The 12,493-nt window shown below is 70.4% G+C and carries 12 protein-coding genes; 6 read left to right on the top strand and 6 right to left on the bottom strand.

Annotated elements, in window-relative coordinates; genetic code table 11:
• The first annotated feature begins 19 nt into the window (after positions 1-19).
• Both ABZ861_RS05180 and ABZ861_RS05185 read left to right on the top strand, forming a co-directional pair.
• Complete coding sequence (locus ABZ861_RS05180; protein WP_361623933.1) at positions 20-1,282, top strand: DUF445 domain-containing protein; 1,263 nt, start codon at positions 20-22, stop codon at positions 1,280-1,282.
• 322 nt (positions 1,283-1,604) lie between these two features.
• A complete protein-coding gene (locus ABZ861_RS05185) occupies positions 1,605-3,128 on the top strand; it encodes an MFS transporter (RefSeq protein WP_361623936.1) in 1,524 nt (507 codons plus the stop codon).
• On the opposite strand, the gene ABZ861_RS05190 is transcribed toward ABZ861_RS05185, so the two are convergent.
• Both ABZ861_RS05190 and ABZ861_RS05195 read right to left on the bottom strand, forming a co-directional pair.
• Entirely contained in the window at positions 3,100-3,579 is a 480-nt protein-coding gene (locus ABZ861_RS05190; RefSeq protein ID WP_361623939.1) for a DUF2269 family protein, read from the bottom strand. The genes ABZ861_RS05185 and ABZ861_RS05190 overlap by 29 nt on opposite strands.
• Before the next feature lie 182 nt (positions 3,580-3,761).
• A complete protein-coding gene (locus ABZ861_RS05195) occupies positions 3,762-4,508 on the bottom strand; it encodes an HNH endonuclease (RefSeq protein ID WP_361623942.1) in 747 nt (248 codons plus the stop codon).
• A 160-nt stretch (positions 4,509-4,668) separates the two neighbouring features.
• On the opposite strand from ABZ861_RS05195, the gene dcm reads away from it, so the two are divergent.
• Positions 4,669-5,724, top strand: coding sequence for a DNA (cytosine-5-)-methyltransferase (gene dcm, locus ABZ861_RS05200; RefSeq protein ID WP_361623945.1), 1,056 nt, complete (start codon positions 4,669-4,671; stop codon positions 5,722-5,724).
• 16 nt (positions 5,725-5,740) lie between these two features.
• On the opposite strand, the gene ABZ861_RS05205 is transcribed toward dcm, so the two are convergent.
• From ABZ861_RS05205 to ABZ861_RS05215, 3 genes are all read right to left on the bottom strand, one after another.
• A complete protein-coding gene (locus ABZ861_RS05205; protein WP_361623948.1) occupies positions 5,741-6,226 on the bottom strand; it encodes a very short patch repair endonuclease in 486 nt (161 codons plus the stop codon).
• A gap of 43 nt (positions 6,227-6,269) precedes the next feature.
• On the bottom strand, positions 6,270-7,247 hold the full coding sequence (locus ABZ861_RS05210) for a NaeI family type II restriction endonuclease (RefSeq protein ID WP_361623951.1): 978 nt from the start codon (positions 7,245-7,247) through the stop codon (positions 6,270-6,272).
• A 190-nt stretch (positions 7,248-7,437) separates the two neighbouring features.
• On the bottom strand, positions 7,438-8,448 hold the full coding sequence (locus ABZ861_RS05215; protein ID WP_361623954.1) for an SEC-C domain-containing protein: 1,011 nt from the start codon (positions 8,446-8,448) through the stop codon (positions 7,438-7,440).
• A 499-nt stretch (positions 8,449-8,947) separates the two neighbouring features.
• Here ABZ861_RS05215 and ABZ861_RS05220 point away from each other — a divergent pair, with 499 nt between their 5' ends.
• The 3 genes from ABZ861_RS05220 to ABZ861_RS05230 all read left to right on the top strand — a co-directional run bounded on the left by ABZ861_RS05220 (position 8,948) and on the right by ABZ861_RS05230 (position 11,251).
• A complete protein-coding gene (locus tag ABZ861_RS05220) occupies positions 8,948-9,232 on the top strand; it encodes a DUF6412 domain-containing protein (protein ID WP_361624445.1) in 285 nt (94 codons plus the stop codon).
• A gap of 136 nt (positions 9,233-9,368) precedes the next feature.
• Complete coding sequence (yidC, locus tag ABZ861_RS05225) at positions 9,369-10,100, top strand: membrane protein insertase YidC (protein ID WP_361623956.1); 732 nt, start codon at positions 9,369-9,371, stop codon at positions 10,098-10,100.
• Between the two features lie 293 nt (positions 10,101-10,393).
• Entirely contained in the window at positions 10,394-11,251 is an 858-nt protein-coding gene (locus ABZ861_RS05230) for a fumarylacetoacetate hydrolase family protein (RefSeq protein WP_361623959.1), read from the top strand.
• Positions 11,252-11,404: 153 nt separating this feature from the next.
• Here the strand turns inward: ABZ861_RS05230 and ABZ861_RS05235 are convergent, their stop codons facing one another.
• Positions 11,405-12,283: an LLM class F420-dependent oxidoreductase gene (locus tag ABZ861_RS05235; RefSeq protein ID WP_361623962.1), complete on the bottom strand. Its 879-nt coding sequence runs from the start codon at positions 12,281-12,283 to the stop codon at positions 11,405-11,407.
• Positions 12,284-12,493: the final 210 nt, after the last annotated feature.

A 12,493-nucleotide genomic window follows, 5' to 3' on the forward strand; every position in this document is an offset into this window, starting at 1 on the left:
CGCCGCGACGCAGCGCGCCATGAGCGTGTTCAGCCCCGCCGACGAGGAGCGCCAGCGCGGGGTGCGCCGGATGAAGCTGACCGCGACCGGTCTGCTGCTGGCGGTGGCCCTCGTCTACGTCCTCGGCACCGTGGCCGGACACGCGGGCGCGGGCGCCTGGGCGGGCTACATCGCGGCCGCCGCCGAGGCCGGCATGGTCGGCGCCCTGGCCGACTGGTTCGCGGTCACCGCCCTCTTCCGCCATCCGCTGGGCCTGCCCATCCCGCACACCGCGATCATCCCCACCAAGAAGGACCAGCTCGGCGTCTCCCTGGGCGAGTTCGTCGGCGAGAACTTCCTCTCCGAGCACGTCGTACGGCAGCGGCTGCGCGCCGTCGGCATCGGCAGCCGCCTGGGCGCCTGGCTCGCCCGCCCGGAGAACGCCGACCGGGTGACCGCCGAGCTGGCCACGGCGCTGCGCGGCGCCCTGACGGTGCTGCGCGACTCGGACGTGCAGGCCGTGGTCGGCGAGGCGATCACTCGCCGGGCGAGCGCCCAGGAGATCGCCCCCGGCATCGGCAAGATGCTGGAGAAGGTCGTCGCCGACGGCGGCCACCGGCGGGTCGTCGACCTGATCGTGGGCCGGGCGCACGACTGGCTGGTGCTGCACGGCGACTCCGTGATGGACGCCGTGCAGGGCGGGGCGCCCGGCTGGACGCCGAAGTTCGTCGACCGGAAGGTCGGTGAGCGCGTCTACCGGGAGCTGCTGCGCTTCGTCACCGAGACACGCGACATGCCCGGCCATCCCGCCCGCGGCGCCCTGGACCGGTTCCTCACCGACTTCGCCCGCGACCTCCAGTCCGACGGCGCGACCCGGACGCGGGTCGAACGGCTCAAGGGCGAGGTGCTGGGCCGCGGCGAGGTGCAGGACCTGATCGCCTCCGCCTGGACCGCCGTACGGTCCATGATCGTCGCCGCGGCGGAGGACGAGCGCAGCGAGCTGCGCCTGCGGGTCCGCGCCTCGCTGCTCTCCCTGGGCGCCCGGATGGCCGTGGACCCCAAGGCGCAGGGCAAGGTCGACCGCTGGGTGGAGAGCGCGGCGGTGTACGTGGTGTCCACGTACCGCACGGAGATCACCTCCCTGATCACCGACACGGTGGCGGGCTGGGACGCCGAGCACACCACCCGCAAGATCGAGGCCCACATCGGCCGCGACCTCCAGTTCATCCGCATCAACGGCACGGTGGTCGGCTCGCTGGCGGGCCTGCTGATCTACGCGGTGTCACGGGCGCTGGGGGCGTAGGGGGCGCGTGCGCTCGGTGCGCGCCGGGGATCGGGGCGCGCCCTGGGCGTACGCGGCGGGCGTTGTGGACACGGTGGCGCGGTGTGGGCGCTGTGCGCATGTTGGCGTGTTGCTGACGTGCTAGGCGTGGTGGGCACGGTGGCGCGGTGCGGACGCGCTAGGCGGTATGGGCGCGGTGGGCGCGGTGGGCGTCCAGCGCTCGGCAGCAGTGCTCGGCGCCGCCGCGTACCGGCCGTCCGGCGGCGCCTCTGGTGTGCCTCTGGCGTGATCCCGTCACGGCGGGGGAACCCGCATGGAGTTCCGCTCGGCGAGGAGGGAGCCCATGACCACCCCAGAAGGCGCCACCGGCCATACCTTGACCACCGACATCCCCGCGAGGCTCGACCGGCTGCCCTGGTCGCGCTGGCACTGGACGATCGTCGTCGGCCTGGGCACCGTATGGATCCTCGACGGCCTGGAAGTCACCGTGGTCGGCAACATCGCCGGCCGCCTCTCCGAGCCCGGCAGCGGCCTGTCGATCAGCTCCGGCCAGGTCACCGGCGTCGCCGCCGCCCTCTACGTGGCCGGTGCGTGCGTCGGCGCCCTGTTCTGGGGTCGGCTGACCGACCGGTACGGCCGCAAGAAACTGTTTATGATCACCCTGGCGGTGTACCTCGCGGCCACGGCGCTCACCGCCGTGTCCTTCGACGCGTGGTGGTTCTTCCTCTTCCGCTTTCTCACCGGTTTCGGCATCGGCGGCGAGTACGCGGCCATCAACTCCGCGATCGACGAGCTGATCCCCTCCGAGCACCGGGGACGCGTCGACCTGATCATCAACGGCAGCTTCTGGGTGGGCGCGGTCGGCGGCTCACTGCTGTCCATCCTCGCCCTGAACACCGACTTCCTCGCCGCGAACGTCGGCTGGCGGCTGACGTTCGCGCTGGGCGCCGTGCTCGCCCTGGTGATCCTGCTGGTCCGCCGGCACGTCCCGGAGAGCCCGCGCTGGCTGCTGATCCACGGCAGGGACCGCGAGGCCGAGGAGGTGGTCGCCGGCATCGAACGCGACATCGAGGCCGAGACGGGGAAGCCGCTCCCGCCGCCGCACGGCGAGATCACCATCCATCAGCGCCGCACCGTCTCCTTCCTGGAGATCGGCCGTACGGTCTTCGCCGACTACCGCAAGCGCGCGATCCTCGGCTTCTCCCTGTTCATCGGCCAGGCGTTCCTCTACAACGCGATCACCTTCGGCTTCGGCGCGATCCTGACCAAATTCTTCGACGTCCCCACGGACCGCACCGGCTACTACTTCGCGGTCATCGCGGTCGGCAACTTCCTCGGCCCGCTGCTGCTGGGCAAGCTGTTCGACACGGTCGGCCGCCGGGTGATGATCTCCGGCACCTACCTGCTGTCCGGGCTGCTGCTGTTCGGCACCGCCTGGCTGTTCGACCGCGGCTCGCTGAGCGCGGTGACGCTGACGGCGTGCTGGTGCGCGGTGCTGTTCTTCGCCTCGGCCGGCGCCTCCAGCGCCTACCTGACCGTCTCCGAGATCTTCCCGATGGAGACCAGGGCGATGTCCATCGCCTTCTTCTACGCCCTGGGCACCGCCGCGGGCGGAATCAGCGGCCCGGTGCTGTTCGCGGACCTCACCGGCACCGGCAAGGTCGGCGACACGGTCCTCGCCTTCTCGATCGGCGCGGCCCTGATGTGCGCGGCGGGCCTGGTCGCGGTCTTCCTGGCGGTCGACGCGGAACGCCGCTCCCTGGAGGACATCGCCAAGCCGCTGACCGCGGTGACGCGCGGGGCGACGGCGGACGCCCGGGGCGACGGCGGCAAGGACGTCACGCCCCCGTCGTCGAGCCCGGCCTGACGATCATCAGCACGGTCACCGCGGCCCACAGGAGGTTGAACACCCCGGTGACCATGGCGAGGCGCGCGGTGGCGCGGGAGGAGACGGACACGGGACGCTCCCCGTCCTCCCCGGGGAGACCGTCGGCTATGGCGGTCTGCCGGGGGAGCACGAACACGATCAGGACCAGCGCGGCGAGCGCGGTCAGCGCGATCGACACGATCAGCCAGGCGTCCCCGAGCACCCCCATGTTCTGCGCCGTGGCGAACCCGAACACGGGCACGACCACACCGACGACGGCGTACACCCGGCAGATCCGCAGCAGCAGCCGCACGGTCTCGGCCCCTCCCGGCTCACCGGGCGACTGAAGCGCCCGGCGGGCAGCAGGCGGAAACATGCTGGCGGCGACGGTCACAGGCCCGATCGCGACGATCGCGGCGAGAACATGCACGGCGAGAAGAAACTTGGTCACGACCAGACGTTAGGGGCGCCGCCGGTGGGGGAGGTAGGCGGGGGCGCCGGTGGCGGGGCGCGGGGCGAACGGGGTCCTTCGCGCCAGTGAAACGGCGAGGCGAACCGCCCCCGAGCGCTGGTGACCACCCCACGCCTACCCCTCTGACAGGGAGTCCACAAGGGACCCGCCCCCCGGGGTGTCTACCGGCTGCGGGCCTCGGACGTCCTGATCAGTTGCCGCAGTTCCTCCGGGGTGCGCCAGGACTCGCCCGGACGGCTTCGGTGGCACATCCGGTGGCAGTTGGCGCACAGACAGGCGAGGTCGTCGAGCCGGGTCTTCCGGGGACCGGAGACGTGGAGGGGCGTGGTGTGGTGCACCTCGATGTAGTCCTCGCCCAGGCTGCCGTACACCAGGGCGAAATCGAAGCCGCACACTTCGCAGGCCAGGGCCTGCCGACGCGACCGCACCTGCCTGATCTTCCGCATGCGCAGCTTCGGGTCCCGTTCCCGTACGAGTGCCTGGCGTGTCAGGAGCCGCCCCTCGACCGCGGAGTGCCCCGCCTCGTCCGTCTCGTCGGGCTGCGGAGGAATGCGGTGCAACTCGCCCGAGCCGATGCCCTCTTCGATGGCCTGGGCGGCCAGCAGCATCTCGGACTCCCGACTCGTGAAGGCCGCGATCATCTGGCGCGTCGGCTCGCCGCACCGGGTGGGTTTGCCTGCGTACCCCGGACGGTTGGTGGCGAAGTCCGCGGTCTTGCGGCTGACGCTGTCCGGGGACCGGAAGCCCGGCGCCGCCTGTACCTCGGGGTCGTGAATCGGGAGGGACTTGAGCAGATCGGACAGCTCCTGAACGGCGTGATCCCCCGTCCGCAGCTCCCGCCATCCATTCTTGACGACCAGTGCTCCGGCCAGCACGAGTTCGTCTTCTGTCCATGCAGGTATGCGCACGGAGAATATCGTAAGCGCGTTCGGGCGATCGGGGGTGTGTTCAGCGACCGGTGGGGCGTGCTGCACACTTGGTCTGGTCTCGTTGTCAGTGGGGTCTGTCACCCTCAGTGAAGGCGGATTGCAAGATGTGTCTGCCGCTGCACGGCTGCAAGGAGGGGACATGACCCGCACCAACGAACTCAAGTACACCTCGGTCGAGATCTGCGCCGGGGCTGGCGGACAGGCCGTGGGCCTGCATCTGGCAGGTTTCCGGCATGCTGCGCTCATCGAGATCGACAAGGACGCATGCGAGACGCTCAGAGCTAATACAGAGCGAAGCCCTGAATGGGGCGGCTGCAAGGTGATCCAGGCTGATCTCAGGAACTTTGACTCCGCTGGGCTGGGCATCACACCGGGCACTCTGGACCTCCTTGCCGGAGGCGTGCCATGCCCGCCGTTCTCGGCAGCCGGCAAGCAACTGGGCCGGGAGGACGAGCGGGACCTCTTCCCGACGATGCTGCGGCTTGTCGACGAGCTGGAGCCCAAGGCCGTGATGATCGAGAATGTACGCGGTCTCCTGGACCCCAAGTTCGCCGAGTACCGGGAGGAGATCGTCAAGGACCTGGAGGGGCTGGGCTATGAGGCCTGTTACTGGGACATTCTGGAGGCAAGGAACTACGCAGTCCCGCAGCTACGCCCGCGAGCCATTCTGGTGGCAATGAGACCCGAGTACGCCCGCTACTTCGAGCACCACAAGCCGGCTGAGACCCGGGTCGTCACCGTGGGGGAGGTCCTCCATGACTCGATGCGTACGCGCTACGACGCGGTGGTGGACGACCCCAGGACGGAGGGCGCCTTCAAGAGGTGGTACGAAAAGGCGCTTGAGGGCGTTGCCCCCACAGTCGTGGGCGGCTCCAAGAAGCATGGAGGCGCTGATCTTGGCCCGACACGGGCGAAACGGGCATGGGCGGAGCTTGGTGTGTGCGCGCTGGGCGTGGCGAACGAGCCGAGCGACATGAAAGATGCCGAACGTGACCTCTTCTCGTCCGCAGGTCCCAAGCTCACTGTGACGCAAGCGGCACTGATTCAGGGATTCCCCCCTGAGTGGAGGTTCTCGGGCCGCAAGACTGCTGCTTACCGGCAGGTCGGGAACGCCTTTCCGCCTCCGGTCGCTCAGGCGGTCGGCAACCAGATTTATGCTGCGCTCGAAGCCGCGGCCAAAGCAAGTGAGCGCTGAACAGAGGCGCTCGCCATCACTCATTGTGTCGAAGGCGGCTGACCGTAGCTGCGATCTTCACGGCGCACTCCTCGGCTGAGTCGTGCTCCCAGAAGCGCAGCACGGTCCACCCTGCCGCTTGAAGCTGCTGGTCAGTGTCCCGGTCACGAGTCACGTTTCTTGCGACCTTGTCGGACCAATAACCGGGATTCGTCTTCGGAGCTACGTAGTGCTGCGGGCAGCCGTGCCAATAGCAACCGTCAATAAAGACAGCTACCTTGGTGGGACGGAACACGATGTCCGCGGTCCTTCGGAGGTTTGGCAGCGGCTTTGCCGCTACTCGGTAGCGCAATCCGCGAGCATGAAGCAGGCTTCGGATCAGCCGCTCCGGCTTGGTATCCCGGCTTCGAATGGCCTGCATGTTCCGGCGGCGGGCTGCCGACGATGCCCAGGATCCCTTCGGAGGGAGCCAGGTGTCTTCGGAGGCGCTGGTCGTTTCGCCTTGCTCAGGAGTTCGCGTCACGATCGGATCAAAGTCTCCGCACGTTGCTCGTGCATCCCAGCCCTCAACTGGCTGTGTGCTTGGGCAGGAAGGGGGCTGGCTCTACAGGGTCTGCAGCGGTAGCCAAAACCCATTGTCGGCCATCCAGTTCCACCCTGGGCTTGTCTCCGTGGTGCGACTTGGCTTCGGCAACGCGGAAGCTGACGAGTTCGCCGCCCTGCGGTACGGGCATGCCAAGCGTATGGGCAATGGCCTGGTGATTGCGATAGTGGCCAGGGATGAGGATGCCCCGCTCCCGCAGTACGGTGCGGGCTCGGCCCGGCGCTTCGCGCACTCGCGCCATGTAGTCGTGCTGCTGGGCTACCGTGCGGACCACGCCACGGCCGATCAGTCTCTCCTGTGCGCGCTCGAACAGCTCGTTGACCCGACGCTGCCCTGAGCTGTGAGACAGGATCGCTGCCCGGGTGCCGGGATCAAGGTGGAGCAGCACGTTCTCCGGGAGTTGTGCGTTACGCCACAGCCAAAAAATCTTGTCGCGGTGCTCAGCCTTTATGGTCAGCTTGAGGTCACGATTGCCGCCGCCATTGAGCAAGTCCCGGCTGACGCGGATGAGGCCGGCGCTCCAGCGTGTCTTGTAGTCATCGGCCCAGACCAGCAAACACAAATGGCCGATGGCCTCTGGCGGTATCATCCAGCCACCGAACTGCTGTGAATATTTGCAGTCAACGTCGACTCCGGCGATCCGGTAGTCCATTTTAGCGCCGTCGTCGAACTTGAACTCTCGCTGAAGGTTGATCTCTACCAGTGTGCCGGCATGGGTTTTCTCTGTCTTGAACAGAGTTTTCCAGTCGTAGCGGCCGGTGACTTCCCCGTTCAGCAACTGATCGATGGTCGCTCGAAGAACGGATGCGAAGCGGGTCATGGCGGAGGGCATAGTGCTGATGTGCTCGGCGACCATTGCCAGGTCAGAATCTTCCAGCGCCAGAGATTGCCGGGAGATCTGCATGGCTGCTCTGAAATCATCTTCTTCAAAAGGAAGCAAGATTCGTTCCCCCCTCTAGAATGATTCGCATAGACGGCCGTTGATTCGTTCACGGCATCGGCGATCAATGCATCACGCGATGGAAATCGCTTATGTGCGACCCTCATTGGCGGATGACTTATGGAATTTTTGATGCGCGCGACGCGCGGAGACCGGTCGCGGCCTCGGAGAAACTAGCGGTCCGCCGTGCTCAGTTTCCGTGGCACTCCCCGTACGCCGCTCCCGATCCGCACCAGCATTCGGTTGCTCGCTGTGGGGGCCAGGGGGTGGCTCGGCCGCGGGCTGCCAGGGTGGTGGCGTACTGGGGGAGGAGGGCGGCGTCGGACGGGGACGCGCTCTCCGAGGCGGCGAACGCCTCGTAGGAGGGGACCGTGCCGGAGACGATGCCCAGGTTGGGGGTGCCGGAGGAGGCCAGTTCCCGCAGCGACGCCTCTATGGTCGCCAAGTGGGCCTCGTGGGAGGGGTACTCCGCGGCGAGGTCCTCGTACGCCGTCACCAGTTCGCCCAGTTCCTCGGCCGGCCAGTGCAGGACCGCCACCGGGAACGGGCGGGACAGGGCTTCGCGGTAGGCGCCTAGTTCCGCGCGCAGCCGCTCCAGTTCGGCGCGCAGCTCCGCCGGGTTCTCCGAGCCGAGAGACCATACGCGCTTCGGGTCGTGCAGCTCGTCCAGGGCGACCGGGGCGCTGTGCAGCGTGTCGGCCAGCGCGTCCCACTCGTCGTGGGACGCGCCGAGCATGCGGCGGACCCGGTGCCGGCCGAAGAGCAGCGGGTACGTGGCGTACGGCGGCTCCGCCGCGTCCGCCAGCAGGAGCGCGACCGCCTCCGTGAACGTCTTGTGCGCCGCGTCCAACTCGTCGTGCGCCTCCAGCGACTCCGCGACGATCACCCACGGCGCCGGTTCCCTCGGGGCCGTCGTGCGGATGCCGTCGATGATCGCCCGCGCCTCGGCCTCGTGGCCGTACTCCCAGAGGTTCGCGGCCTTGAGGGCGCGCACCAGGTGCGGTTCGTCCAGTTCCTGCGCGGACGACAGCAGGCGGTCGTAGAGCGCGGTCGCGGCGGGGCGGTCGCCGGACAGTTCCCGATGGGCCGCGGCCTGGAGCAGCAGGGCCTCGGCGTCCTCGGGGTACAGGCCGGCGGTCCGCTCCAGGCGGTCCGCTTCGGCGGCGTGGTCGACGTTCTCGGCGGGCGTGTCGGGGCGCATGGGGGACACCGTACTGCCGGGCGGTGACAAACGTGAGGGAGCGAAGGAGCAGACGCCCCTGGTCCCGCCTCCCCTTCCCTCCCTCTCCCTTACTGTTCGGCTTCGGCCTGTCCGGTCAGCTTCCCCTTCCCTCCCCAGCCGTTCCCGTCTGCGGCCCCCGGCCGTTCCCGTCTGCCCCCCCGGCCGTTTCCGTCTGCGCGCCCGACGCCGAACGTCGACCGCCGCGCGTCGCCCTCCCCGCCGTCCCTGCGCCGACGCCAGGGTCTGCGGCGAACGCCCGCCCCCGGGAACCGTCGTCCCCGTGCCGGACGTCCTCACCGTGCTGGAGCGGTCCAGACGTCCAGACGTCCTCGGTGCGTCCGGGGTGTGTCAGAGGGGTCGGGTAGCTTGGCCCCGACGGGACTCGTAGGAGCGGAAGTTGAGGGGAGGGGGCGTGGACGTCACCGTGCGTGTGACCGCGGCGCCGGCGCGTGAACGGGTCGGCGCCCGTCTCGCCCCCGTGCTGCTGTTCCTGCTCCTCGCCCTCCAGCCCGCGCTGCTCGACGTCGCCGGTCTGTCCGCCGCCGTCGCGCTCGCCGCGACCGCCGCGGCCGGGGCCGCGTTCGTCGCCTGCGTGCTGCTCGCCGCGCGGTCCGCGCCCGCCGTGCCGCCCACCCGGGTCCGCACGGCCCTGCGCGACCGGAACCGGCGCACGGCCTTCCTGCCGCAACGCGACCCCGACGCCGCCGGCCGACAGCGCCCCCGAGCGCCCGGACGCGCCCTCCCGGCGACCGCCGTCGCCTAGGGCGCGCACCCACCACCGCACTACCGCCTCTCTCGCGCGCCCTGCGCGGGCGGTTCGTCATGCCGTCACCTCAAGCACCTTCACACCTCCACACCTCCGCACTCCCGGCACGACGAGACCCCCGAAGGGCTCACCCATGTCCGTGTTCACCGTCTCCGCCCGCCTGGTCGAGCAATGCGCCGACCTGCTCCAGCCGCTGTTCCATGCGTCGGCGGCGGCCGCCGCGATCGTCCTGTGCACCGCGCTCGTACGACTGCTCGTCCATCCCCTCTCCCGTGCCGCCGCCCGCGGACAGCGGGCCCGTGCCGCGTTGCGGCCGCGCGTCGCCGAACTGCGCCGACGGCACCGGAAGGACCCCGAGCGGCTGCGGAAGGCGCTGCTGGCCCTGCACGCCGAGGAGCACGTGTCGCCGCTGTCGGGCTGCCTGCCCGGCCTGTTGCAGGCGCCCGCCCTCTTCCTGCTCTACCGCCTGTTCTCCAGCGCCACGATCGACGGCGGCCCCAACCGGCTGCTCGACCATCGCCTGTTGACCGCCCCGCTCGGCGGGCGGTGGACCGACGCCCTCGCCCACGGCGGCCTCCTCGGCGCCTCGGGACTGGTGTACGCGGCCCTGTTCGCGGTCGTGACCGCCGTCGCGGTCGTCAACTTCCGGCGTACGCGGCGGGAGACGGCCGACGGCGCCGCGCTCGCCGTGGACGGCGGCGAGGGAGGCGCCGGGGCCGTCGCTGTCGCCGCCGTGAACAAGCTCGCGCCGTTCCTGTCCTTCTTCACGCTCGTCAGCGTGGCCGTGGTGCCGCTCGCCGCCGCCCTGTACGTGGTGACCAGCTCGGCGTGGAGCGCGGTCGAGCGGGCGGTGCTGTACCGCTGACCCCGACCCCGACCCCGACCCCGACCCCGAGACGGGCGGCCGCAGCCGGGAGCACGGCCGCGACCGTGCGGCCGCGCTTCTGGCCGTCTGTCCACTACGTGAGCCGGGTGTTGCGGCGCAGGCCCCGGCCTCGGAGGATCAGAGGAGCCCTCTGACGGCCGCGCCCGCCGCGCCCGCTGCGACTACCGCGACCGCCGCGCCTGCCGTGATCGCTACGACCGCCGCGCCCGGTCGCGTTCTCGGCCGGGCTGCCCGCGGGCGAGGGAGTTCGACGGAGTGGGGAGAAGGAGAACATGAAGCTGCTGCGCGTCGGTGCGGCGGGCGCCGAGCGGCCCGCGCTGCTGGACGCCGAGGGCGTCCTGCGCGACCTGTCCGGGATCGTCGAGGACGTCGACGGGACGCTGCTCGCGGACGACGCGGCGCTCGGCCGGATCCGGGCCGCCGCAGGCGCCGGCGAGCTGCCGGCGCTCGATCCGGCCGGGCTGCGGATCGGGCCGCCGCTCGCCCGGATCGGCAAGATCGTGTGCATCGGGCTGAACTACCACGACCACGCCCGCGAGATCGGCGCCGAGCCGCCCGCCGAGCCCGTCGTCTTCCTCAAGGCGCCGGACACCGTGGTCGGTCCGCACGACACCGTGCTGGTGCCGCGCGGCTCGGTGAAGACCGACTGGGAAGTGGAGTTGGCGGTCGTCATCGGGCGCACCGCCCGCTGCCTGGAGTCGCCCGCGCAGGCGCTGGCGCACGTCGCCGGGTACGCGGTGGCCCACGACGTCTCCGAGCGCGAGTTCCAGATCGAGCGGGGCGGCACCTGGGACAAGGGGAAGAACTGCGAGACGTTCAACCCGCTCGGACCGTGGCTCGTCACGGCCGACGAGGTGCCCGACCCGCAGGACCTCTCCCTGAGACTGTGGGTCAACGGCGAGCTGAAGCAGGACGGCAGCACCGCCGAGCAGATCTTCCCCGTCGCCGAAGTGCTCTGCTACGTCAGCCAGTTCATGACCCTCTACCCCGGCGACGTCGTCAACACCGGGACTCCGGCGGGCGTGGCCATGGGGCGGCCGGAGCCCCAGCCGTATCTGCGCTCCGGCGACGTGGTCGAGCTGGAGGTCGAGGGGCTGGGGCGCCAGCGCCAGAAGCTGAAGGACGCCTGACCGCGCGGACGGCGCCCGGACCGCGTCGGAGACGACGAGACGGGCCGTGTCGGGACGGCGAGGCGGACCGCGTCGGGACGGTGCCCGGACCCCGCGTCGGGACGGCGAGGCGGAGAGCCCAGGGCTCTCCGCCTCCCCGTCCCATACCGGAGTTCACGTCAGGACGGCGGCGGCCAGGCGGCGCCAGTCCTCCCGGGGCAGCACGTCGACCTCTCTGTCGTCCACCACCTGGATCACCACGTGGTCGGCGCCCGCGGCCCTGAACTCCTCGACACGGTCGCGGATACGGGAGTCCTCGCCCCACGCGACCACCGCGTCGACCAACCGGTCGCTGCCGCCGCCGCGGACGTCGTCCTCGCTGAAGCCCAGACGCAGGAAGTTGTCGGTGTAGTTGGGCAGTTCCAGGTACCTCGCGAGGTAGGCGCGGGCGGTCGTGCGGGCGCGGTCGGCGTCCCGTTCCATGACGACCTTGAACTCCGGTGCCAGCAGCGGGCCTTCGCCCAGGATCTCGCGGGCCCGCGCGGTGTGCTCCGGCGTGACCAGGTACGGGATCGCGCCGGCCGCGCGGTCCCCGGACAGCCGGAGCATCTTCGGGCCGAGCGCGGCCAGCACCCGGCGGTTCGGGGGCACTTGGGCCGCGTCCAGCGCGTCGAGGTAGTCCACCATCGCCGAGTAGGGGCGGTGGTACTGGTCGACGCGCTTGGCGTGGCTGACTCCGAGGCCCAGCACGAAGCGGCCCGGGTGGGCGGCCTCCACCTCGGCGTAGCCGGCGGCGCACGCCTCGGCGTCGAGCTGCCACACGCTCTGGATGCTGGTGCCCACGGTCAGCTTCGACGTCGACTCCAGCAGCGGGACCGCGTGGTGCGCGGTGCTGTTGCCGCCGAGCCAGGCCGCGCCGAAGCCCAGCTCCTCCAGCTCGGCGGCGGCCTCGCCGATCTCACCGCGCCGGGCCGGGTCCTCCGAACGGAGGCCCACGCTCCAGACGCCGTACCGTCCGACCCTCTCCTTCAGCGGGGCTGCCGTGTCGCTCATGGGTTCGATCCCTCCGGGCGGGTGCCGTGGTCAGGACTGATCCTCCTGCTCTCGGCAGCCTCAACCGGCGGGACCGGGCCGATCATTCCCCCGTCGGGCCCATGAAGCGTCGGGCCCATGAAGCGTCGGGCCCATGAAGACCGGGAGACCCGCGACGGGGCAGCCCCCGGCGCCGGTCCCAGCACTGGCGATACTGGAGAGACTCGCCGC

Source organism: Streptomyces sp. NPDC046985 (genome assembly GCF_040644415.1).
Lineage (GTDB): Bacteria > Actinomycetota > Actinomycetes > Streptomycetales > Streptomycetaceae > Streptomyces.

What these genes read in the sequence shown, in the direction of transcription:
- ABZ861_RS05180 (WP_361623933.1), top strand. Translation starts at nt 20, where the DNA reads ATGAGCGTGTTCAGCCCCGCCGACGAGGAGCGCCAGCGCGGGGTGCGC.
- ABZ861_RS05185 (WP_361623936.1), top strand. Translation starts at nt 1,605, where the DNA reads ATGACCACCCCAGAAGGCGCCACCGGCCATACCTTGACCACCGACATC.
- dcm (WP_361623945.1), top strand. Translation starts at nt 4,669, where the DNA reads ATGACCCGCACCAACGAACTCAAGTACACCTCGGTCGAGATCTGCGCC.
- ABZ861_RS05215 (WP_361623954.1), bottom strand. Translation starts at nt 8,448, where the DNA reads ATGCGCCCCGACACGCCCGCCGAGAACGTCGACCACGCCGCCGAAGCG.
- yidC (WP_361623956.1), top strand. Translation starts at nt 9,369, where the DNA reads ATGTCCGTGTTCACCGTCTCCGCCCGCCTGGTCGAGCAATGCGCCGAC.
- ABZ861_RS05230 (WP_361623959.1), top strand. Translation starts at nt 10,394, where the DNA reads ATGAAGCTGCTGCGCGTCGGTGCGGCGGGCGCCGAGCGGCCCGCGCTG.
- ABZ861_RS05235 (WP_361623962.1), bottom strand. Translation starts at nt 12,283, where the DNA reads ATGAGCGACACGGCAGCCCCGCTGAAGGAGAGGGTCGGACGGTACGGC.